The following is a 21,548-nucleotide window of genomic DNA, read 5'->3' on the forward strand; positions in this document are numbered from 1 at the left end:
CGTCCTGGCGATCGGGACGACGGAGCGTCCACTCCGCCGACTCGGCCTCGCTCTCCTCGTGATCCAGGTCTGCTGGCTGTTCGCCGTGCCGCCGTTCGCCGGGGTCGATGAGTTCGACCACACCTATCGGGCTGCTGCCGTGGCGCGGGGAGAGTGGTGGGCGAAACCCAGCGACGCCACGCGGGGCACCGGAGCCCTGGTCAGCACTCCTCGTGACATCGTCGAAGCCGCACACGACGAGTGTGAGCGGCTGCCGTACACCAAGGCCGCCGAATGCCGGCCTTCCTCGGACGCCGACATGGTGCGGATGCCCAGCGGCGCGGGCCGCTACAACCCGATCTTCTACTTCCTGGTCGGCACCGCGGCCCTGCCCTTCAACGGCGTCACCGCTCACTACGTCATGCGCGCTGCCGACCTGGTGCTCTGCTGGCTCGTCGTCATGACTGCGTTCTGGGTGGCGAGCCGCGCCCGCGACCGCTGGCAGCGAGGTTGGCTCTTGCTCGGGGGTGTCCTGGCGATGACCCCGGTCGCCCTCTTCAGCACCGCGATGGTCGCACCCAACGGGCTGGAGATCGCGTGTGGGTTGGCGTTCTGGGTGGCGGTGCTCGACCTCCTCCGTCGCGATGACTCGGAGGCATTGCCCTCCATCGTCCTGGCGGCCTACGCCGTCACCGGCTCGATGCTCCTGCTGCTGCGGTCACTGGGGCCGCTGTGGGCGCTGCTGATCGTGTTGGTGTCCCTCGTCGCGACCCGCCCTCCGCGCGCCCGGCTCAGGAGAGTCATTTGGGGCTCGGCGCCCGCGGCGACCGCGACGGCGGTGCTCGCCCTGAGCGGCCTGGCTTCGGTGGCCTGGACCCGCACACAGGGCTCCTTGACCATTGGCTCGGAGGACGTGGACCCGATCGGACGTCTCGAGCTCTTGGCCCTCGTGCTGAAAGCCAACATCGTCTGGGTGTTCCAAGCCATCGCCGCCTTCCCCACCCGAGTCAACCTCGCGCCGATGCCTGTGTACGTGGCCGGGCTAGGCCTACTTTTCGCCCTGCTCATCCTGATGCGACGCGGTGCGAACCCCCACGTGCGTCGAGCGACGTGGGTGGCGGTGTGGCTCAGCATCCTCGTCCCGTCGGTCATCACCTATCGCACGTACGCCGACTACAGCATCGCGTGGCAGGGTCGCTACACCCTCCCGTTTGCGATCGGGATTGTCCTGCTGGCCGCGTCCACGATGGCCAGCGCCCGCCGCCGGATCCGTCCGGACGCGGCGTTCATCGGACTGATGCTCTTCGTGCTCATGCAGACGCTGGGGCTCAGCACGATGATGGCGCGCGAGCGTCGACTGAGCCCGGGGGTAGCCGACGGCGCCTGGGTGCTGGTGCCGGTCTGGATCGTCACCCTTCTGGTGGCGATCGGGTCGGCCGTGCTGTGGGCCACGGCTGCCGGCCAGGTCCCTGCCTATCGGGAGATCACTGAGGAGCGGCCGCGAGAGCCGCAGGGGGCTGACACGTGATCGCTGCAGATGCGGTGGTGGCCGACTCGGCCACCATCGGCAAGGGCACCAAGGTCTGGGGCCTCGCGCAGGTCCGGGAGGACGCCGTGCTGGGCCGAGACTGCATCGTCGGCCGTGGGGCGTACGTCGGCACGGGCGTCCGCATCGGCGACCGGGTCAAGATCCAGAACCTCGCGCTGGTCTACGAGCCGGCCGAGCTCGAGGACGGCGTGTTCATCGGCCCGGCCGTGGTGCTGACCAACGACGAGTTCCCCCGTGCGGTCTCCCCCGACGGCCGCGCCAAGAGCGCCTCGGACTGGACCGCCGTGGGCGTCACGATCCGTGAGGGCGCCTCGATCGGGGCCCGCTCGGTCTGCGTGGCTCCGGTCACGATCGGCCGATGGGCGATGGTCGGCGCGGGCTCCACCGTGACCAGGGACGTCCCGGACTACGCTCTGGTGGTCGGCTCCCCCGCCCGCCGCATCGGCTGGGTCGGTCCCGCCGGCCGCCGCCTCGAGCAGGAGGACGGCGAGTGGGTCTGCCCGGCGACGGGTGCCCGCTTCGTCGAGCAGGACGGGACGCTGCGCCCGGCCTGACCGGAACGAGAGGTCACCACCTGATGAGCAGGGTCGACGCAGTCCGCGTCGTGATGGGTCCCGACGAGATCGCCGCCGTCACCGCGGTCCTGGAGAGCGGACGGATCGTGGGTGGCCCCGAGGTGGCCGCCTTCGAGCAGGAGTTCGCCGAGGTTGTCGGCGGCCGCACGTGCGTCGCGGTCAACTCCGGCACCAGCGCGCTTCACCTCGGTCTCCTCGCGAGCGGCATCGGACCGGGAGACGAGGTCGTCGTCCCCTCGTTCACGTTCGCCGCCACCGCCAACTCGGTCGCGATGACGGGGGCCACGCCGGTCTTCGCCGACATCGGCCCCGACACGTTCTGCCTCGACCCCGCCTCGGCCGAGAAGGCCGTGACCGAGCGCACCCGCGCGATCATGCCGGTGCACCTCTACGGCCAGACCGCCGAGTGGGACGCGTTCGAGGCCGTCGCCGAGCGTCACGGGCTCCTGCTGCTGGAGGACGCCGCCCAGGCCCACGGCTCGACGTACGACGGGAGGCCGGCCGGCAGCCTCGGCCACGTCGCCGCGTTCAGCTTCTACGCCACCAAGAACATGACCACCGGCGAGGGCGGCATGGTCGTCTGCGCCGACGAGGAGACCGCCCGCAAGGTCCGGCTGCTGCGCAACCAGGGCATGGAGCGCCGCTACGAGAACGAGATCGCCGGCCTCAACAACCGGATGACCGACATCGCCGGCGCAATCGGGCGGGTGCAGCTGCGCAGCCTGGCGGCATGGAACGACCGCCGCCGCGAGATCGCCGCCCGCTACTCCGCCGAGCTCCAGGGCGTGACCGTCCCCTTCGTCCGACCTGGGAGCGACCACGTCTTCCACCAGTACACCCTGCGCGTCGAGCGTCGTGATGACGTCCTGGCCACCCTCCAGGCCGACGGGATCGGGGCCGACGTCTACTACCCGATCCCCAACCACCAGCTCCCGGCCTACGCCACCGACGACGACCTGCCCGAGACGGCCCGGGCGGCGCGTGAGGTGCTGTCCCTGCCGATCCACCCGCGCTTGACCGACGACGAGGTCCAGCGCGTGATCGACTCGGTCAACCAGGCGGTGGCCCGTGGCTGAGCTCCGAGCGGGCCTCATCGGCCTGGGCCAGATGGGCCGGCACCACAGCCGAGTGCTGCGCCAGCTGGCCGGCGTCGACCTCGTCGCGATCGTCGACCCCCACGTGCCGGCCGACCAGCGGCCCGACGACGTCCGGTTCTGCGACAGCATCGAGGAGATGCTCGAGGTCGGCGTCGACCTGTGCGTCGTCGCCACCCCCACCCAGACCCACCTCAGGGTCGGCCTGCAGCTCGCCGCCGCAGGCGTCCACACCATGGTCGAGAAGCCCGTCGCAGCGGACGTCGACGCTGCCGCCACGCTCGCCAAGGCGTTCGCCGACCGCGGACTGGTCGGGTGCGTCGGCCACATCGAGCGGTTCAACCCCTCGCTGCAGGAGCTGCGCAAGCGACTGGCCCACGGCGAGCTCGGCGAGCTCTACCAGGTGGCGACCCGCCGCCAGGGCCCGTTCCCGGCCCGCATCGCCGACGTCGGGGTCATCCTCGACCTCGCGACCCACGACATCGACTCGACCGCGTGGGTGACCGGCCGCTCCTACACCTCCGTCGCCGCCCGCACGGCCCACCGGTCCGGCCGCGAGCACGAGGACCTCGTCGCGGCCGTCGCCGGGCTCGAGGGTGGCGTGGTCGCCAACCACATCGTCAACTGGCTCTCGCCCCTCAAGGAGCGGGTCACGGTCGTCAGCGGCGAGCGCGGCAGCTTCGTCGCCGACACCGTCAGCGCCGACCTGACCTTCTTCGCCAACGGCGTCCAGCCCGTCGCCTGGGACACGATGCAGTCCTTCCAGGGTGTCGTGCAGGGCGACATGATCCGCTACGCCATCGCCAAGCCCGAGCCGCTCGTGGTCGAGCTCCAGGCGTTCCGCGACGCGGTCCTCGGCGAGCGCAACGACGTCGTCACGATGCAGGAGGCCAGCGACGTGGTGCTGGTGGCCACGGCCATGAAGGAGTCCGCACGCATCGGTACTACCCAACAGCTGTAGAGGTGCGGACAAGTGCCGATCCCGGAGGATGACCGAGACGCCGCAGCGACGCGAGTCGTCGCTTTCGTGCTTCCCGTCTTCAACGAGGTGGCAAGTATCGGAGCGTTCCACCTCGCGCTCACCCGCGCTACCGACCGACGCAAAGACCTTCGTTACGAGTTTGTCTACATCGATGACGGGAGCACAGACAGCTCTCTCGCCCACCTGGGAGACATCGCTCGTCGGGACCCGCGAGTCACTGCTGTCTCGCTGTCGCGGAACTTCGGGCATCAGATCGCCATCACGGCAGGGCTGGACATGTGCCAGGACGCCGACGCCGTGGTCATCATGGACACCGATCTACAGGACCCACCCTCTGTTGCGATGCGCCTGATCGAGCGCTGGGAGGCCGGTGCCGAGGTCGTCTACGCCGAGCGGGCCTCCCGTAAGGACGGCGCGATCAAGCGCGCGACCGCCTACGGCTTCTATTGGACGTTGGACCATCTCTCCGAGACCAAGATCCCCCGAAACGTGGGCGACTTCAGACTGATCGACCAACGGGTACTGCAGGAAGTACTCCGCTACCAGGAACGCAACCGCTTTCTACGCGGGATCGTGGCGCAAGTCGGCTTTCGACAAGAAGCAGTCACCTTTGACAGAGATCCCCGTCACGGTGGCCGGACGGGCTATCCCCTGCGCAAGATGTTGCGTCTAGCGGCCGACGGGGTGACCGGCTTCTCGACGGTGCCGCTGCGGCTGATCACTCGCTTGGGCTTCCTCATCTCCCTGCTCAGTCTTATCGGTGCCGTCTACATCCTGGGAGTCAAACTGCTGACGCCCGAGCGGGCCGTGCCCGGATGGGCATTTCTCGGGGTCGGCATCTTCATGCTCGGAGGCATTCAGATCATCATGATGGGGGTCATCGGCAGCTACTTGGGTCGGGTCTACACAGAGGTCCAACAGCGTCCGCTGTATTCCGTCGCTCGGGTCATTCGCGCCGACGTGCCGGAGTAAGCAGGTCTTCCGCGCCGTCGTCAATGAGGGACGTAGACCCTCAACACGGGGGACCACCCGGAGACTGACTTTTGTAGATAGTTCCGACGAAGGTCGATGTCGCAAGCCGCCAGTCCCTGAAGATCCTGGCGAGTGGGGGTGCGCGAAAAGATGATGACTGGCTGTCGCGTTCCCCACGGGTTTCCGTTCTGACAGGCCGAGGCGACTGCGGCCGCTGAACGTCGAGGATTGTCAGAGCCGAACCATGCCTCCCCCACTGGCTCGCCTCCGAGGAGCCAGGTCAGGCCCGCAAGCTCGTCATAGACGATCATCGGGCGACCAGCCACATCGATGCCGTCAAGTGCCTCACGCACGCGGTGCACCCTCGCCGCTTCGGCAGCGCTCACCCGCAGACCCTCGGCCGGGCCCTCGCCTGCGATAGAGGTGTCTGCCTCTGCGAAGCCCGCGGTCCGGTACGGCGCAAGCATGGTCCCCAATGCTCCGGCGACTGCAGCAACTGTCACGGCCCAACCCAGAGCAGAGGCCGCCAGGGTCCACGCGAGCGCTCGTTCCCGCGATCGCGCAAGTTGCAGGGCCAGGCAGGCCACCCAGAAGGGAAAGCCGGCCAGAGCCACGTACAAGACCGGGTTGTTCGACCCAGCTGCCTGCGCAAGCGGGAGCCCACACAGCGCCCAGAGGATCACCGAGTCCTCGAGCCTCATCGGCTGGAAGTCCTGGAGACGGACCGCCATACGACGCGAACGTCTGAGGCTGACGGTTCCAACGGCTGCTACCGCGCACAAGGCCGCCAGCGCCGAGATGAGCGTGTCCAGGCCCGTGGCACCGACCCCCGGGACACCGGCAGTCGAAGGGAAGCAGAGCACCAGCGTCGCGGGTACGCCTAGGAGCGCGATCGCCAGTCCCATCCGTGGTGCACGCTTCGAAGTCGCTCGTTGGAGCCCACCGACGACGATGAGCGGAAGGGCGATCAGCGCCCCCACTGCGCACTGCCGCGCTGCAGTTTGAACATAGAGACCGAGTAACGACAGCGGCGAGTAGTTCTCGCCGGCCAGCATTCTGTTGACCTCGAGCATGGGAGGCACCGCCTCGCCCAAGTGAATGACAGCCACATGTAGTGCTCCCAAGGAAGTGAGAAGCCCTGCGAAGAACCCGAAGGCCACCCGCCGCGTCGCGGCTCGCCGGCCCGCCCTGAGCGAGACGATCACGCACGAGGCGAGCCAGACCACTGCCACGATTCCCGCGGTCCACTTTGCCAATATCAGTACGAGCGCTGCGACTCCGCACGCGACAGCTGGCCACAACCTCACGCGCTCTCCGGGTCCGACACTGACCATGTGCAGGATCGATGCAGCGATGACAGCGGACGCCACGATCGCTGTGTCGTTGTAGCCCGGGCTGAGAGGGGACCAGGCATAGGTCGCGCCTGCGCTTGCCACCACCCACACAGCGACGTTGACCCTGCCAAGTCGTGACAGCTGACAGAGCTCGCGGCAATCTGCCCAGCGGACGAATGCCCAGGCGAACCACGAAAAGGAGGCCAGGACCGACACCAGTCGAAAGCCACGGAGAGCCGGCACGCTTTCGTGCAGCGCATTGAAGATCGGTCCGAGCACGTACTGGTTCCCACTGTGCGTCCTGGTCAGACTTCGCCAGTGCTCATATGACAGCAGGTAGTACCCCTCGTCACTGAGGTCGAAGCCACGGTCGAGCATCGCTAGGACAGCCGCGACCCAGACGCAGATCAGACCCGCACCAACGCCCAGCGCGATGAGATTCGCGCGGCGGCCCGTCATTGCGCTGACGAGGACGCCTCGACCCACCGGTCGAGGGCGTCGGCGGCGGCGCCGGAGTCGATGGCCGCCGCAGCGCGGCGGGCTCCCGCGGTCAACGCCTCGAGCGGGTCACCCCCACCCCCTGCGTGTACGGCGAGCGCGGCGCCGGCGTTGAGGACGACCGCGTCGCGCACGGGGCCCTGCTCCCCCGCCAGCACCCGGCGTACGACGGCCGCGTTGTGCTCGGCGTCCCCGCCGCGCAGGTCCGACGGCGTGGAGCGGGGCAGACCGAGCACCGCCGCATCGACGACGTGCTCGGTGACCTGGCCACCGGACACGGCCCAGAGGCGCGAGGTGGTCGTCGTGGTGAGCTCGTCGAGCCCGTCGTCGCCGCGGAACACCCAGGCGTCGACGCCCCGGTCGGCGAAGACGCCGGCCATGATCGGCGCCATGCGCAGGTCGGCGCAGCCGATCGCCTGGGCGGCGGGTGAGCCGGGGTTGGCCAGCGGGCCGAGGAAGTTGAAGACCGTGGCGACGGCCAGCTCGCGTCGCGCCACGCCGGCGTGGCGCAGGGCCGGGTGGAAGGCGGGGGCGAAGCAGAACGAGATGCCGGCCTGCTCCGCGACGGACCGGACCTGCTCGGGCGAGAGGTCGAGCCGCACCCCGAGCACCTCGAGCACGTCGGCCGCACCGGCCTTCGACGACGCCGACCGGTTGCCGTGCTTGATCACGGGCGCGCCGGCCCCGGCGGCCACGACCGCCGACATGGTGGAGATGTTGACCGACATCGACCGGTCACCACCGGTGCCGACCACGTCGAGCCAGCGCCCCGGCAGCGACAGCGTCACCGCGTGCTCGTAGAGCGACTCCACCAGCCCCGCGATCTCGTCGACGGTCTCGCCCTTGGCACGCAGGGCGACCACGAAGCCCGCCACCTGCACCGGGGTCGCCTCGCCGGAGAGGATCTCGTTCATCGCCCAACCGGTCTGCGCGCGGGTCAGGTCGGACCCGCCGATCAGAGCGGTGATCAGGTCGGGCCAGGACGTGCCGGGCTCCACGGTCGACAACCCGGCGGAATCAGCCGGCAGCCACGCCGGCGCGCGCCCGGAGGAGCCGGACCACGACGTCGGCGAGCCGCAGCGGGTCGATCGGGTGAGGCACCGCTGCCTCGGCCCGGGACCAGGTCGCCAGCCAGGCGTCCTCGACGCGGCCGGTCAGCACGAGCACCGGCGGGCAGTTGTAGATCTCGTCCTTGAGCTGGCGGGCGATGCCCATGCCGCCGGCGGGCACGGCCTCGCCGTCGAGGATGGCCAGGTCGATCGACCCGCCGTCCATGTGCTCGATGACCATCGGCTCGGTCGCCACCTCGACGTACTCCACCTTGGGCAGGTCGGGGTGGGGCCGCGGCCCGAGCGCGAGCACGACCTGGCTGCGCGTGTTGACGTCGTCGCTGTAGACGAGGACCTTCAGCGTCGGGCTGGATGCGGTCTGGCTCACGCGGGCGATGCTACCGGTCGCTCGACGCGGGTTGGTCTCGACTGGGCTCGACCACCGGCGAGTCCCTGCGCGCCCTCGCCTCCAGCAGGTCGAGGCGCCGGTCCTCGCGCTCCGCCTCCTTCATCGAGCTCCGCACCCACTGGGTGAACAGCACGATGAAGAACGCCAGGCCGACCAGGTCGCCGCTGCCCCACAGGATCCCGCCGGCCAGGTGCTGGTCGGCGTACGGCGAGGGGAGCCACGGCAGGTCGAGGGAGGGGTACCAGTCGCCTCCGAGCAGCGTCGTCTGGTCCATGATCGTCACCCCGAGGAAGGCGTGGAACGGCAGCGTCATCACCATCAGCAGCATCCGGAACGGGTACGCCACACGCCCCGGCACCGGGTCGACCCCGACCAGCGGCCACAGGAACAGCGAGCCGACCAGCACGAGGTGGATGTGCATCATCTCGTGGAGGTACTCCGAGCGCAGCGTCGCGTCGTACCACCCGGAGAAGTAGAGGACCCACGGCGACAGCACGAACAGCGCGAAGGTCAGGGGCGGGAACGACAGCACGCGTACGACGCGCGAGTGCAGCACCGCGAGCAGGGCGCGACGGGGCCGGCCGCGCAGCACCCGGAGGGCCAGCGTGACGGGGGCGCCCAGCGCGAGCATCAGCGGCACCAGCATCGAGAGCAGCATGTGCTGCACCATGTGGGCGCTCAGCAGCGTCGTGTCGTAGGCCGCCAGGCCCGACGAGGTGGCGAAGTAGAAGGTCCCCATGCCGCCGCCCACGAACGCGAGGGTCCGTCCGACGGGCCAGGCGTCGCCCCGCTGGTGCAGGTGCCGCACCCCCAGGAGGTAGGCGCCCGCCACCCAGACCGTGACAATCGTGAGGAACGGGGCGATTCCCCACTCGGTGAACACCGCGCCGAGCCCGAACGGGGGCAGCGAGGGGGTCGACGCGGTGTGGGTCAGCAGCACGGTTCCAGCCTAGGTCGCGCGCCCTGGCTCACCTGTGTGAAGAAGATGACCCTCCGAGCATGGGGGTCGTGGTGCTTTGAGGGGCTGTTGTCGACATAATGGCCCCCGTGGCGACATCAACTGCTGTGATTCCCGCGTCCCGTCTCCACGGTCATCACGACCGTCCGAGCATGGTGAGCGTGGGCACCATCATCTGGCTGGCCTCCGAGCTGATGTTCTTCGCGGCGCTCTTCGCGGCGTACTTCACGATCCGGTCGGTGTCGCCCGAGCTGTGGAGCCAGGAGACGGCCAAGCTCAACGTGCCGTTCTCCTCGGTCAACACCACGATCCTGGTGCTGTCCTCCCTCACCTGCCAGCTGGGCGTCTTCGCCGCCGAGCGCGGCCAGGTCGGGCGCAAGGGCAAGGTCTTCAACGTCCGCGGCTGGGGCCTGCGTGAGTGGTTCATCCTCACCTACTGCATGGGCGCGGTCTTCATCGGCGGCCAGGCGCTGGAGTACACCGAGCTCATCCACGAGGGCGTCACCATCCCGTCCTCGGCCTACGGCTCGCTGTTCTACCTCGCCACCGGCTTCCACGGCCTCCACGTGACCGGCGGCCTCATCGCCTTCCTCTACGTCCTCGGGCGGACGTACCTCGCCAAGAAGTTCACCCACGAGCAGGCGGTCACCGCGATCGTCGTCTCGTACTACTGGCACTTCGTCGACGTGGTGTGGATCGGGCTGTTCGCCACGGTCTACATCCTCAAGTAGACCCAGCACCATCCACCCGAGCCCCTCCGCAGACGGACAAAGGAAGCCTCTCGTGCGACGACTTTCAGCGCGACTCTCGGCCACCAGGCGCAGCAGGTACGCCGCGCCGGTGGTCCTGCTGCTGGCCCTCATGGCCACCGGCCTGGTCTACAGCGTGGTCGACAGCAGCCTGTCCACGCCCGCCCAGGCCGAGCAGTCCTCCTACGACCAGGACACCGTCGCGGCAGGTCGCGCGCTGTTCCTGGTCGGCTGCTCCTCCTGCCACGGGATGAACGGCGAGGGCGTGCCGACCAAGAACGGCAAGCAGTACGGCCCCTCCCTGGTCGGCGTCGGCGCCGCCGCGGTCGACTTCCAGGTCGGCACCGGCCGCATGCCGATGGCCGCCCCCGGCGCCCAGGCCCAGCGCAAGCCCAAGGTCTACTCCCCGCAGGAGGTCGAGCAGCTCGCGGCCTACGTCGCCTCGCTCGGCCCCGGCCCGTCGGTCCCCGACAAGGAGATGTACGACCCGGAGACCATCCCCGAGGACCAGCGCGCCGAGGCCGTCGTCCGCGGCGGCGAGTTCTTCCGCACCAACTGCACGGCGTGCCACAACTTCGCCGCCTCCGGTGGTGCGCTCCCGGGTGGCAAGTACGCCCCCACGCTCATCGGAGTCGAGCCGCGCCACATCTACGAGGCGCTCATCACCGGCCCGCAGCAGATGCCGGTCTTCTCCGACGAGGTGATCACCCCCGAGCAGAAGCGCGACGTGATCGCCTACATCCAGAGCATCGAGGAGACCCCGCGCTACGGCGGGTTCTCCATGGGCTCCCTCGGTCCGGTCAGTGAAGGCATGTTCGCCTGGATCGCGGGGATCGGTGGATTGGTCGGGTTCGCCATCTGGATCGCCTCGCACACCGCCCGCACCACCCGGAAGGGAGCCTCCCTGTGACCGACCTCGTCCCGGGGCACGGGCCGACGGACTCCGACCTGGCCACCACCGGTGACCCGATCGTCGACCCCGGCCTCCCCGAGCACCTCCCCCGCCCCACCGACGTCGACCCGCACGCCGAGAAGCGCGCGGAGCGCCAGGTGGCCGGGTTCTTCGGGGGCAGCATCGTCCTGGTCCTGCTGTTCGTCGTCTCCTACTTCGCCTTCGACGTCGGCGACAACCCCGACACGTTCCTGGGGATCGGCTCCTCGACGCTGTTCCTCGGTCTGACCCTGGGCGGTGCGCTGCTGTTCATCGGCATCGGCGCCATCCAGTGGTCGCGCAAGCTGATGAACGACCAGGAGATCGTCGAGCAGCGCCACCCGGCTCGTTCCTCCGAGGAGGACCGCGAGGTGACCCTGGCGGCTCTCCAGGCCGGCATCGACGACTCGGGCATCGCCCGTCGCCCCCTCATCCGCAACACGCTGCTCGGCGCCCTGGGCGCGCTCGGCCTGGTGGCGATCGTCCCCCTGCGCGACCTGGGTCCGCTGCCGGGCAGGACGCTCTACAAGACCGTCTGGCGCGAGGGCATGCGGGTCTGCAACGACGTCTCCGGCGCCCCGCTCAAGCCCGAGTGGATCGAGATCGGCCAGCTGGTCAACGCCGAGCCCGAGATCTTCTACAACGGCGAGCCCTACGGCCAGGAGACCATCACCGGCCACGAGCAGCTGGTCGCGAAGACCAAGGCCGCGATCATCGTGGTCCGCATGGAGCCCGGCGACATCACCCCGGCCAAGGGCCGCGAGGACTGGGGCGTCGACGGGATCCTGGCCTACAGCAAGATCTGCACCCACGTGGGCTGCCCGATCTCGCTCTGGGAGCAGCAGACGCACCACCTGCTGTGCCCGTGCCACCAGTCGACTTTTGCACTTGCGGATAATGGCAAGGTGATCTTCGGGCCGGCGGCCCGAGCGTTGCCCCAGCTTCCGCTCGCGGTGGATGATGAGGGCTACCTGATCGCCACGAGCGACTTCACCGAACCGGTCGGGCCGAGTTTCTGGGAGCGTGGATGATGAGCCAGGCCAGCACGACCGCCAAGACCGCGGCCAAGCCGTCGAAGCCCAGCAAGGTCGGCGCAGCCGCCACCTGGGCCGACGACCGTCTGGGCCTCGCCGGGCTCGGCAAGAAGCAGCTCCGCAAGGTCTTCCCCGACCACTGGTCGTTCATGCTGGGCGAGATCGCGCTGTGGAGCTTCGTGATCCTCCTGCTGACCGGCGTGTTCCTCACGTTCTGGTTCAAGCCGAGCATGGGCGAGGTCGTCTACAACGGCTCCTACCCCCAGCTGCGCGGCATCGAGATGTCCGAGGCCTACGCCTCGACGCTGCACATCTCCTTCGACGTGCGCGGCGGCCTGCTGATGCGTCAGATGCACCACTGGGCGGCCATGCTCTTCGTCGCGGCGATGTTCGTGCACCTGATGCGCGTCTTCCTCACCGGCGCCTTCCGCAAGCCCCGCGAGCTCAACTGGCTGATCGGTGGCGTGCTGCTGCTGCTCGGCATCCTCGAGGGCTTCGCCGGCTACTCCCTGCCTGACGACCTGCTCTCCGGCACGGGCCTGCGCATCGCCGACGGCATCGTGAAGGCGACCCCGGTGCTCGGCACCTACATGTCGTTCTTCCTCTTCGGCGGCGAGTTCCCCGGAGACGTGATCATCCCGCGCCTCTACGCCGTGCACATCCTGCTGATCCCGGGCCTCATCCTGGCGCTCATCGGGGCCCACATGATGCTGCTCGTCTACCACAAGCACACGCAGTGGCCTGGCCCCGGCCGGACCAACGAGAACGTCGTGGGCTACCCCCTCATGCCGATCTACATGGCCAAGGCCGGTGGCTTCTTCTTCATCGTCTTCGGCGTCACCGCCCTCATGGGTGGCCTGCTGTCGATCAACCCGGTCTGGCGCTACGGCCCCTACAACCCGGCCGAGGTCACCGCGGGCTCCCAGCCCGACTGGTACATGGGTGTCGCCGAGGGTCTGCTGCGCATCTTCCCCGGCATCGAGACGCACATCCTGGGCGTCACGATCTCGTGGAACATCATGCTGCCGGCCCAGATCCTGCCCTTCGTGATCTTCGGTGGAGTGCTCCTCTACCCCTTCATCGAGGCCTGGATCACCGGTGACAAGACCGAGCACCACCTGCTCGAGCGCCCGCGCAACGCGCCCAACCGCACGGCCTTCCTGGTCATGTTCATGACCGCCTACGGCCTGCTCTGGGCCGCCGGCGGCAACGACATCCTGGCCGTGCTGTTCCACCTGGACCTCAACCAGATCACCTACTTCATGCGGGTGGCCGTGTTCGTCCTGCCTCCGCTGGCGTTCATCGCGACGCGTCGCTGGTGCATCTCGCTCCAGCGCGCCGACGAGGCCCGCCTGCTCCACGGCTACGAGACCGGCGTCATCATGCGGTCGGTCGACGGTGGCTACACCGAGCGCCACGCTCCGATCACGCTCGACGAGGCCTACACGCTCACCGCGCGGCCCCGAGAGCAGATCTACGCCGGCTCCCCCGAGACCGATGCCAACGGCGTGCGGGCCAAGGGCGCCCGGACGTTGGACAAGGTCCGGGCCCGCCTCTCGAAGTACTGGTTCGGCGACAACGTCCAGAAGCCGACCCTGCAGGAGCTCGAGGACGCGCACCACCACGCCGAGCTGGAGCCCGGCTGGGGCGAGCCCGACAAGGCACTCGTCGCCGCCGACGGCCACCAGTACGACGGCCGTCACGAGATGGGCGACGACGAGCTCCGCAAGGGGCACTGACCCGCTCGACACGCACCGACACGAAGGCCGCCCGGGGCAACCCGGGCGGCCTTCGTCGTCGTACGCCGGCCAGCGGCGCCGGGCGCGCTCAGCGCCGGTGAGTGCGTCCTGCGTTGAACGCCCACAGCGTGTGGGCGTCGAGGCGGCGGACGATCCCGCGCAGGGACCAGGACGAGGTGCGGATGGGGGGCAGGGGCAGCATGGCGTCCTCCAGGAGGTCACGTGATGCGGTCAGTTCGTGGTGACGGACCACGGTGTCCGTCACCTGTCCCAACGACGGGCGGACCGCACACCTGCCCCGCTCGGCCATGATCCGAGTCACGTGCTGCCCGCTGACGTGACGAGGGCCGCCCGGGAGTCCGGACGGCCCTCGTGTCGTGTGCTGTGGGCTCAGTGGAGCGCGCTGCCCTGGCGGTAGTCCTGCCACGTCGCGTTCCAGTCGCCGTAGCCGTTGGTCAGGTCCATCGGGCGGTCGCTGCCGGTGACCTCGACCGGGTCGCCGACCTTGGTCTGGCCGAACAGCCACTCGGCGTTGGAGGTGCTCATGCCGACGCAGCCGTGGGAGACGTTGGCGTAGCCCTGCGAGCCCACCGACCACGGCGCCGCGTGCAGGAACTCACCGGAGTAGGTGACGCGCTGGGCGAACTTCACGTCGCTCAGGTTGTAGTACTCCGGGTTGTCCGGGTTGATCCCGGTCGTCGCCGCGTCCATGCGCTTGCTGGTGAACTTCTCGATGATCACCTTGGTGCCCGACCGGGTGGTGAAGCCCGGCTTGCCGCCGGTGATCGGGATCGTCCGCAGCAGCTCGCCGTTGCGCGTGACCTTCATCTGGTGCGAGGCGAGGTTGATCTTCATCCGCAGCGCGTCACCGATCGTGAACGAGCTGGTGCGGTCCTCCTGGCCGTAGACGCCGTTGCCGGCGTCGACGCTGTTGATCGCCGCCGTGACGTCGACCTTGGTGCCGGGCTTCCAGTAGTGCCGCGGGCGCCAGTGGACCTCGGTGTCGGACATCCAGTGCCACGAGCCCGGCTGGGCGGGGGTCGTCCGCACCGACAGGTGACGCTCGAAGGCCGCCTTGTGCTCGACCGGGACGTCGAAGCGCAGGATGACCGGCATCGCCACCCCGACCGTGTCGCCGTCAGCCGGCACCAGGGACGGGTAGGTCTGCTCGTCCAGCGACAGGTCGTCGGTCTTGAACGTGCGGGCGAACTGCTTGCTCAGGCCGTCCTCGTCCTGGGCGGTCGCCTGGATGCGGTAGGTCATGCCGGGCTCGAGCAGACCCGAGGCCTGCCAGCTCGTGCCGTCCTGGGCGAGCGTGCCGGGCACTCGGGTCTTGCCGTTGGCGCTGCGCACCACGACCTTGTCGAGCGTGCCCTGGGTGGCGGTGACCTTCACGAGGTGGTCGACGTGCACCGGCTTGCGGGGCCTGACGTTGGCCTGGACCTGGACCTGGGGCACCTGGGGCGTCGCGCTGGACTCGTCGGAGAACGGGTTGCCGAGGGCCTGGTCGCCGTCGAGCTCGGCGTTGCACGCGCTCAGGGACCCGACGGTCAGCACGCTCAGGCCCACGACGGCGGCAGCGCGGAGCCGTCGCCGGTCGGAGATGGGCTTGCAGGACATCACGGATCCCCCCTCGGGACTGGTGACTGGGATCTCTACTGAGTTCTCAACTGTAACAACCAGGTGCCCGACGACACGCCTCGCGATGCGGTGGCGATGCTCACGATTCGGCACCCGTCCGGGTGGGCCGGTGCCGCCGGCCGGGACGTACGACGGCGCCGGCCCCCGGTGCGGGGGACGGCGCCGTCGAGGCTCGGGCGGGCTCAGTGAGCGTGCACGCCGCGGTAGTACTCGAAGACCCAGCCGCTCAGGGCGGCCGCGCCGATCACGATGCCGATGACGAACAGCCACCACGCCTGCATGGCCACGCCGAAGACGATCACGCCGAGCGTCGCGCCGCACCACAGCGGCCACCAGGAGTAGGGCGGGAAGAAGCCCAGCTCGCCGGCGCCGTCGGCGATCTCGGCGTCCTTGCGGTCCTCGGGGCGCGGGGTGCCCAGCTGGCTCATCCGGCGGGCGTGGAAGCCCAGGTAGAACGTGATCAGCAGGGTCAGCAGCGACGTCATCACCAACGCGGTGGTGCCGGTCGGGTCACCGGACATGAACCAATAGAGGGGCGCGACGAACACGAAGAAGATCGTGCAGGCGCCGAAGATCCAGGCTTCGACCTTCATCTAGAGAACCCTTCCCTGGTCGGCACCGACCCGCGGGTCGTCCGGGTCGTTGTCGGCGAGCTCGAGCGCGGCGATCTCCGGGTGGTGGAGGTCGAAGGCCGGGGACTCCGAGCGGATGCGCGGCAGCGTGTGGAAGTTGTGCCGCGGCGGCGGGCAGCTGGTCGCCCACTCGAGCGAACGGCCCCAGCCCCACGGGTCGTCGACGAGGACGTCGGGCGACTTGGAGGTCTTGTAGACGTTCCACATGAACGGCAGCATCGAGGCGGCCAGGATGAACGCGCCCACCGTGGACACCTGGTTGAGGAAGGTGAACCCCTCGTCGGGCAGGTAGTCGGCGTAGCGACGCGGCATGCCCTCGACACCCAGCCAGTGCTGCACCAGGAACGTGGTGTGGAAGCCGACGAACAGCATCCAGAAGTGCACCTTGCCGAGACGCTCGTCGAGCATCTTGCCGAACATCTTGGGCCACCAGAAGTAGAACCCGGCGAACATCGCGAACACCACGGTGCCGAACACCACGTAGTGGAAGTGGGCCACCACGAAGTAGCTGTCGGAGACGTGGAAGTCCAGCGGCGGTGCCGCCAGGATCACGCCGGTCAGTCCACCGAAGAGGAACGTCACCAGGAAGCCGAGCGACCACAGCATGGGCGTCTCGAACGTCAGGGACCCGTTCCACATCGTGCCGATCCAGTTGAAGAACTTCACCCCCGTGGGCACCGCGATCAGCATCGTCATGCCGGAGAAGAACGCCAGGTCGACCGAGCCGGTGACGAACATGTGGTGGGCCCACACCGCCATCGACAGGATCGCGATCGACAGGGTCGCGCCGACCAGGCCGACGTAGCCGAAGATCGGCTTGCGGCTGAAGACCGGCAGGACCTCGGTGATGATGCCGAAGAACGGCAACGCGATGATGTAGACCTCTGGATGGCCGAAGAACCAGAACAGGTGCTGCCACAGGATCGGGCCACCGTGCACCGGGTCGAAGACGTGGGCGCCGAAGGCCCGGTCGGCCTCGAGGGTGAGCAGGGCGGCCGCGAAGATCGGGAAGACCATCAGCACGAGCATGCTGGTGATGAGGGTGTTCCAGGTGAAGATCGGCATCCGGAACATCGTGAGGCCCGGCGCCCGCATGCAGATGATCGTCGTGGTGAAGTTGACCGCGCCGAGGATCGTGCCCAGGCCGCTCATCCACAGGCCCATCACCCACAGGTCACCGCCGACGCCCGGGCTGTTGATGCCGTCGGACAGCGGGACGTAGGCGAACCAGCCGAAGGCCGCCGCGCCGCCCGGGGTCAGGAACCCGGCGGCCACGATGAGGCCACCGAAGAGGTAGAGCCAGTAGCTGAACATGTTGAGCCGCGGGAACGCCACGTCGGGCGCTCCGATCTGCAGCGGCATGATCGCGTTGCCGAAGGCGAAGAACAGGGGCGTCGCGAACAGCAGCAGCATGATCGTGCCGTGCATCGTGAACAGCTCGTTGTAGCGCTGGTCGCTCACGACCTGCTGGCCGGGGTAGGCCAGCTCGGAGCGGATGATCAGCGCCATGATGCCGCCGAGGATGAACCAGGCGAACGAGGTGCCGAAGTAGAGCTTGCCGATCAGCTTGTGGTCGGTGGTGGTGAGCACGCGCACCACCTGCTGACCGATCGTCGGCTTGGGGCCGATGTGCGGGCCGTGCCCGCCGTGGCCGGCGGTGCCTGCGTGCGGGTCTGCGGTGGTGGTCACTCCGCGCCTCCCTGGGTCTCGAGCCCGGCCTGGGTGCGGGCGTAGTCGGCGCCCTCGAAGAGCCCGACGTGGTCGGGGTTCTGGCTCAGCGTCTTGAGGTAGGCGTCGTACTCGTCCGCGGAGACGATCTTGACGTTGAACAGCATCCGCGAGTGGTAGACGCCGCACAGCTCCGCGCACTTGCCGCGGTAGTCACCCTTGCGGGTGGGCGTGAGCGTGAACGTGTTGGTCTTGCCGGGGATGACGTCTTCCTTGTAGTGGAAGCCGGCCACCCAGAAGGAGTGGATGACGTCGGGCGAGTCGAGGTCGAAGCGCACGACCTCGTCGACCGGCAGCACCAGCGTCGGCGGGTCGGCCGGGGTGCCGACGACGTTGACGGTCTGGCCGCCGATCGCGTCGTCCTTGTAGTAGTTGAAGCTCCACGACCACTTCTGGCCGACGACCTTGATGATGTGGTCGGGCTCGGGCGCGGCCTTGACCTCGTCCTGGACCTTGACGACGTAGTCGAAGAGCACCAGCACCACGATGACCGGGGCGACCGTGTAGAGGATCTCCATCGGCAGGTTGTAGCGCGTCTGCAGCGGGACCTCGTCGTCGCTGCGGCGGCGGAACTTGATGACGGAGTAGAAGATCAGGCCCCAGACCAGGACGCCGACCACCAGGGCGGCGACCCACGTCCATTGCCAGAACTCGATCATCACGTTGGACCGGTCGGACGCGGCCTCGGGCATGGCGCCGCGCTTCCACTCGTCCTGCTGGGCCTGCGAGCAGGAGGCCAGGAGGAGGAGCACGGGAATCAGGGCGACCCCGGTAAGGCGGCGTGCGCGCTTGGGGAGCTGCAGACCCACAGACAGGCCTCTCTCTTCACATCACGACGGACACCGGAAACCCTACTACTGCGGGTGCCCGCAGTGGCCTCCCGGCGTCGGATCGGCGCCGGATGTGATCCTTCCGACGCCTGGCGCGACCGCGACGGGCGGGTCGGGCACCCTGCCGCACAATGATCACGTGCCCGGCTACCTCGACTCCGCGTCGTCCGAGCCGCTGTCCGCACGGGCCCGCGAGACGCTCCTGGCGGCGTACGACGCGGGGTGGGCCGACCCGCTCCGGCTGCACGACCCCGCCCGGCGGGCGCGCCTGCTCCTCGACAACGCCCGCGCCGCGACGGCCGAGGCGCTGGGCGTGCGTGACGACGAGGTGAGCCTCACTCCGTCGGGGACCCAGGCGGTCCACCTGGGCGTCCTCGGCCTCCTCCGCGGCCGCCGCGAGGTGGCGACACGCGTGGTGCACTCCGCCGTCGAGCACTCGGCGGTGTTCGCGGCGGTCCGCTGGGCGGAGGTCGGCTCCACCGCGGTGGGGGTCGACCCCTCCGGACGGGTGGAGCTCGACGCCCTGCGGGCGGCCCTGGCCGAGCCGGCGGCACTGGTCGCCGTCCAGCAGGCCAACCCCGAGGTGGGCACGCTCCAGCCGCTGGACGACGTGGCCGACGCCGCAGCAGGCGTGCCGCTCCTGGTGGACGCGTGCGCCACGGGAACCCGGCTCCCGCTCCCCCGGCACTGGGACGTCGCGGCGCTGTCGGCGCACAAGTGGGGCGGACCAGCCGGCGTCGGCGTCCTCCTCGTGCGCCGCGGCGCGCGCTGGCGCCCCCCGTGGCCCACCGACGACCGGGTCGACCACCGCGTCGCCGGCTTCGAGAACGTCCCGGCCGCGCTGGCCGCCGCGGCCGCGCTCCAGGAGCGCGTCGCGGAGCGCGACTCGCTCGCCCAGCGCCACGCGCGGCTCGCCGAGCGCCTGCGCGGCCACCTCGCCGGGTTCGAGGACGTCGACGTCCACGGGCCGGCCGACCCGGGGCTGCGGCTCCCCCACCTGGTCTCGTTCTCGTTCCTGTACGTCGACGGGGAGGCCCTGGTGCAGGCGCTGGCCGAGCGGGGCTGGTCGGTGGCCAGCGGCTCGGCCTGCACGTCCTCGGCGATGGAGCCCTCCCACGTGCTCGTCGCCATGGGCGCACTGACCCACGGCAACGCCCGGGTCTCCTTCGCCGCCGACACGACCGAGGACGACGTCGACCGGCTCGCGGCCGACCTCCGCGCGGTCGTCGACGACCTCAGGGCGCGGCTGTGAGCGCCGCCCCGGTCGAGCTGGACTGCCGGGGGCTGCGCTGCCCGGCGCCGGTCATCCGCCTCGCGAAGCTGTCCGCGACCCTGCCCTCGGGCACCACCGTCGAGGTGGCCTGCGACGACCCGGCCGCGCTGACCGACGTCCCGGCGTGGTGCCGCCTGCGGGGTCACGAGTACGCCGGCCGCCGCGACGCCGAGGACGGCGTGGCGGTGCTCAGCGTGCGGCTCGCGTGACCCCGACGAGCTCCGTCGAGCTCGTCGAGCTCGACCACCGTCAGGGGCGGGCGGTCCTCACGTGGGGCGCGATCTCCTCACGCGCCTCCTCGCCGTACGCCGCGGCCAGGCGGTCGAGGAACACCGCCCGGTGGAGGGTGTACTCCTGCGTGCCGACGCGCTCGACGACGTAGACCGCGAGCAGGCAGCCGAGCTGCGCGGCCCGCTCCGAGGTGAGGCCCCAGCTGAGCGCGGCGAGGAACCCGGCGCGGAACGCGTCGCCCACGCCGGTCGGCTCGACCTTGGCGACCTCGGGGACCGCCTTGACCGAGATCGACTGCTCGCCCTTGCGGTCGAGCCGCACACCCTCGGCCCCGAGGGTGACCACCCAGGTGCCGACCCGGTCGAGCACCTCTGCGGCGGTCCAGCCGGTCTTCTGGCAGAGCAGCGCGGCCTCGTACTCGTTGGTGAACAGCAGGTCGGCGCCCTCGACGAGGTCGCGGATCATCTCGCCGTCGCCGAAGGCCAGCTGCTGGGACGGGTCGGCGACGAAGCGGTAGCCCCGGTCGCGGCACTCCTGCGTGTGTCGCAGCATCGCCTGCGGGTCGTTGGGGCCGACGTGGACGTAGTCGACGTGACCCAGCCGGTCGACGATCGGGCGCAGCTCGATCTCGCGCGCCTCGGACATCGCGCCGGCGTAGAACGAGGCGATCTGGGCCATCGTCTCGTCGTTGGTGCAGACGAAGCGCGCGGTGTGCTTCTCGCTGGAGACGTGGACGGAGTCGCAGTCCACGTTGTGGCGCTCGAGCCACGACCGGTAGTCGACGAAGTCGGAGCCGACGGCGCCGGCCAGGACCGGCCGCAGGCCGAGGCTGCCCAGCCCGAAGGTGATGTTGGCCGCGCACCCTCCGCGCCGGATCTCGAGGTCCTCCACGAGGAAGGAGAGCGCGATCTTGTCGAGCTGGTCGACGACGAGGGAGTCGGAGAACCGGCCCGGGAAGGACATCAGGTGGTCGGTCGCGATGGAGCCGGTGACGATGAGGGACACCCCTGGAATGTACCCGCGGACACTACTGATCAGTACGCGTAGGTCGACCCGTGAGTAACCCCTAGCGTCGATCACATGAGCTACGAACGCCTCCCCTACGCCGACGCCGAAACCCCCCGCGCGATGAGCACCGACTGCCTCGAGGCGGGCACCAACCTGCACCTGCCGGGCCAGCGCGCCGTGGAGACCACCGGCGGTGACCTGTTCGACGAGGCCGTGGCCGGGCACCCGACCTTCGCCTCCTCGGTCGCCGTCCCCGACAGCCTCGCCCGCCTCGCCGGCGAGATGGCGCTGCACTTCGACTGAGCACGCCGCCTCCGGCCTGCGGCCCGGTCACCCGTCACGGGTGGCCGGGC

The 21,548-nt window shown here is 69.5% G+C and carries 21 protein-coding genes; 12 read left to right on the forward strand and 9 right to left on the reverse strand.

Annotation, left to right across the window (positions count from 1 at the left end; translation table 11 throughout):
- Positions 1-58: 58 nt before the first annotated feature.
- The 5 genes from J2S63_RS00580 to J2S63_RS00600 are packed head-to-tail and all read left to right on the forward strand — an operon-like array spanning position 59 to position 5,151.
- Positions 59-1,507, forward strand: coding sequence for a DUF2142 domain-containing protein (locus J2S63_RS00580; protein ID WP_310297216.1), 1,449 nt, complete (start codon positions 59-61; stop codon positions 1,505-1,507).
- Entirely contained in the window at positions 1,504-2,082 is a 579-nt protein-coding gene (locus J2S63_RS00585) for an acyltransferase (RefSeq protein WP_310297219.1), read from the forward strand. The genes J2S63_RS00580 and J2S63_RS00585 overlap by 4 nt, the downstream gene beginning before the upstream one ends.
- Before the next feature lie 23 nt (positions 2,083-2,105).
- Entirely contained in the window at positions 2,106-3,179 is a 1,074-nt protein-coding gene (locus J2S63_RS00590; RefSeq protein WP_310297222.1) for a DegT/DnrJ/EryC1/StrS family aminotransferase, read from the forward strand.
- On the forward strand, positions 3,172-4,158 hold the full coding sequence (locus J2S63_RS00595; RefSeq protein WP_310297224.1) for a Gfo/Idh/MocA family oxidoreductase: 987 nt from the start codon (positions 3,172-3,174) through the stop codon (positions 4,156-4,158). The genes J2S63_RS00590 and J2S63_RS00595 overlap by 8 nt, the downstream gene beginning before the upstream one ends.
- Positions 4,159-4,170: 12 nt before the next feature.
- A complete protein-coding gene (locus J2S63_RS00600) occupies positions 4,171-5,151 on the forward strand; it encodes a glycosyltransferase family 2 protein (protein ID WP_310297227.1) in 981 nt (326 codons plus the stop codon).
- Between the two features lie 20 nt (positions 5,152-5,171).
- Here J2S63_RS00600 and J2S63_RS00605 read toward each other — a convergent pair whose 3' ends face one another.
- Genes J2S63_RS00605 through J2S63_RS00620 form a run of 4 tightly spaced genes read right to left on the reverse strand, consistent with a single transcriptional unit; the run spans position 5,172 to position 9,381 of the window.
- The gene (locus J2S63_RS00605; RefSeq protein ID WP_310297230.1) at positions 5,172-6,944 is read right to left on the reverse strand and encodes a hypothetical protein; all 1,773 of its coding nucleotides are present in this window, start codon (positions 6,942-6,944) and stop codon (positions 5,172-5,174) included.
- Positions 6,941-7,981 (reverse strand): anthranilate phosphoribosyltransferase, encoded by a 1,041-nt coding sequence (trpD, locus tag J2S63_RS00610; RefSeq protein WP_374725093.1) that lies wholly within the window; start codon positions 7,979-7,981, stop codon positions 6,941-6,943. Before trpD ends, J2S63_RS00605 begins: the two co-directional genes overlap by 4 nt.
- 19 nt (positions 7,982-8,000) lie before the next feature.
- Positions 8,001-8,420 (reverse strand): Rv3143 family two-component system response regulator, encoded by a 420-nt coding sequence (locus tag J2S63_RS00615; RefSeq protein WP_310297235.1) that lies wholly within the window; start codon positions 8,418-8,420, stop codon positions 8,001-8,003.
- A gap of 10 nt (positions 8,421-8,430) precedes the next feature.
- Complete coding sequence (locus J2S63_RS00620) at positions 8,431-9,381, reverse strand: cytochrome c oxidase assembly protein (protein ID WP_310297238.1); 951 nt, start codon at positions 9,379-9,381, stop codon at positions 8,431-8,433.
- Between the two features lie 98 nt (positions 9,382-9,479).
- On the opposite strand from J2S63_RS00620, the gene ctaE reads away from it, so the two are divergent.
- The 4 genes from ctaE to qcrB are packed head-to-tail and all read left to right on the forward strand — an operon-like array spanning position 9,480 to position 13,852.
- Positions 9,480-10,130 carry an aa3-type cytochrome oxidase subunit III gene (gene ctaE, locus J2S63_RS00625; RefSeq protein WP_310297241.1) on the forward strand — a complete coding sequence of 217 codons (651 nt, stop codon included), beginning with the start codon at positions 9,480-9,482 and terminating at the stop codon, positions 10,128-10,130.
- 52 nt (positions 10,131-10,182) lie between these two features.
- On the forward strand, positions 10,183-11,058 hold the full coding sequence (qcrC, locus tag J2S63_RS00630; protein WP_445376097.1) for a cytochrome bc1 complex diheme cytochrome c subunit: 876 nt from the start codon (positions 10,183-10,185) through the stop codon (positions 11,056-11,058).
- A complete protein-coding gene (gene qcrA, locus J2S63_RS00635) occupies positions 11,055-12,110 on the forward strand; it encodes a cytochrome bc1 complex Rieske iron-sulfur subunit (protein ID WP_310297244.1) in 1,056 nt (351 codons plus the stop codon). The genes qcrC and qcrA overlap by 4 nt, the downstream gene beginning before the upstream one ends.
- Entirely contained in the window at positions 12,110-13,852 is a 1,743-nt protein-coding gene (qcrB, locus tag J2S63_RS00640; protein ID WP_374725094.1) for a cytochrome bc1 complex cytochrome b subunit, read from the forward strand. Before qcrA ends, qcrB begins: the two co-directional genes overlap by 1 nt.
- Positions 13,853-14,242: 390 nt before the next feature.
- On the opposite strand, the gene J2S63_RS00645 is transcribed toward qcrB, so the two are convergent.
- The 4 genes from J2S63_RS00645 to ctaC all read right to left on the reverse strand — a co-directional run bounded on the left by J2S63_RS00645 (position 14,243) and on the right by ctaC (position 18,605).
- Positions 14,243-15,472, reverse strand: coding sequence for a L,D-transpeptidase (locus J2S63_RS00645; protein WP_310297249.1), 1,230 nt, complete (start codon positions 15,470-15,472; stop codon positions 14,243-14,245).
- A 203-nt stretch (positions 15,473-15,675) separates the two neighbouring features.
- Positions 15,676-16,086, reverse strand: coding sequence for a cytochrome c oxidase subunit 4 (locus J2S63_RS00650; RefSeq protein WP_310297251.1), 411 nt, complete (start codon positions 16,084-16,086; stop codon positions 15,676-15,678).
- Positions 16,087-17,754 carry an aa3-type cytochrome oxidase subunit I gene (gene ctaD / locus J2S63_RS00655; RefSeq protein WP_310306547.1) on the reverse strand — a complete coding sequence of 556 codons (1,668 nt, stop codon included), beginning with the start codon at positions 17,752-17,754 and terminating at the stop codon, positions 16,087-16,089.
- A gap of 56 nt (positions 17,755-17,810) precedes the next feature.
- Entirely contained in the window at positions 17,811-18,605 is a 795-nt protein-coding gene (ctaC, locus tag J2S63_RS00660) for an aa3-type cytochrome oxidase subunit II (RefSeq protein ID WP_310297254.1), read from the reverse strand.
- 217 nt (positions 18,606-18,822) lie between these two features.
- Here ctaC and J2S63_RS00665 point away from each other — a divergent pair, with 217 nt between their 5' ends.
- Together J2S63_RS00665 and J2S63_RS00670 are read left to right on the forward strand one after the other, a co-directional pair.
- Positions 18,823-19,935 (forward strand): cysteine desulfurase family protein, encoded by a 1,113-nt coding sequence (locus J2S63_RS00665; protein WP_310297255.1) that lies wholly within the window; start codon positions 18,823-18,825, stop codon positions 19,933-19,935.
- Complete coding sequence (locus J2S63_RS00670; protein ID WP_310297256.1) at positions 19,932-20,165, forward strand: sulfurtransferase TusA family protein; 234 nt, start codon at positions 19,932-19,934, stop codon at positions 20,163-20,165. Before J2S63_RS00665 ends, J2S63_RS00670 begins: the two co-directional genes overlap by 4 nt.
- Positions 20,166-20,205: 40 nt before the next feature.
- Here J2S63_RS00670 and J2S63_RS00675 read toward each other — a convergent pair whose 3' ends face one another.
- Positions 20,206-21,192, reverse strand: a complete 987-nt coding sequence (locus tag J2S63_RS00675) for a carbohydrate kinase family protein (RefSeq protein ID WP_310297259.1) — start codon at positions 21,190-21,192, stop codon at positions 20,206-20,208.
- 75 nt (positions 21,193-21,267) lie between these two features.
- On the opposite strand from J2S63_RS00675, the gene J2S63_RS00680 reads away from it, so the two are divergent.
- Positions 21,268-21,498, forward strand: a complete 231-nt coding sequence (locus J2S63_RS00680) for a hypothetical protein (protein ID WP_310297261.1) — start codon at positions 21,268-21,270, stop codon at positions 21,496-21,498.
- Positions 21,499-21,548: the final 50 nt, after the last annotated feature.

The sequence above is a fragment of the Nocardioides marmoribigeumensis genome, assembly GCF_031458325.1.
Classification (GTDB): Bacteria; Actinomycetota; Actinomycetes; order Propionibacteriales; family Nocardioidaceae; genus Marmoricola_A; species Marmoricola_A marmoribigeumensis.

Excerpts from the sequence above, each read along its gene's own strand:
- J2S63_RS00590 (WP_310297222.1), top strand. The coding sequence starts at position 2,106 with ATGAGCAGGGTCGACGCAGTCCGCGTCGTGATGGGTCCCGACGAGATC.
- J2S63_RS00605 (WP_310297230.1), bottom strand. The coding sequence starts at position 6,944 with ATGACGGGCCGCCGCGCGAATCTCATCGCGCTGGGCGTTGGTGCGGGT.
- ctaE (WP_310297241.1), top strand. The coding sequence starts at position 9,480 with ATGGCCCCCGTGGCGACATCAACTGCTGTGATTCCCGCGTCCCGTCTC.
- qcrB (WP_374725094.1), top strand. The coding sequence starts at position 12,110 with ATGAGCCAGGCCAGCACGACCGCCAAGACCGCGGCCAAGCCGTCGAAG.
- J2S63_RS00645 (WP_310297249.1), bottom strand. The coding sequence starts at position 15,472 with ATGTCCTGCAAGCCCATCTCCGACCGGCGACGGCTCCGCGCTGCCGCC.
- J2S63_RS00650 (WP_310297251.1), bottom strand. The coding sequence starts at position 16,086 with ATGAAGGTCGAAGCCTGGATCTTCGGCGCCTGCACGATCTTCTTCGTG.
- J2S63_RS00680 (WP_310297261.1), top strand. The coding sequence starts at position 21,268 with ATGAGCTACGAACGCCTCCCCTACGCCGACGCCGAAACCCCCCGCGCG.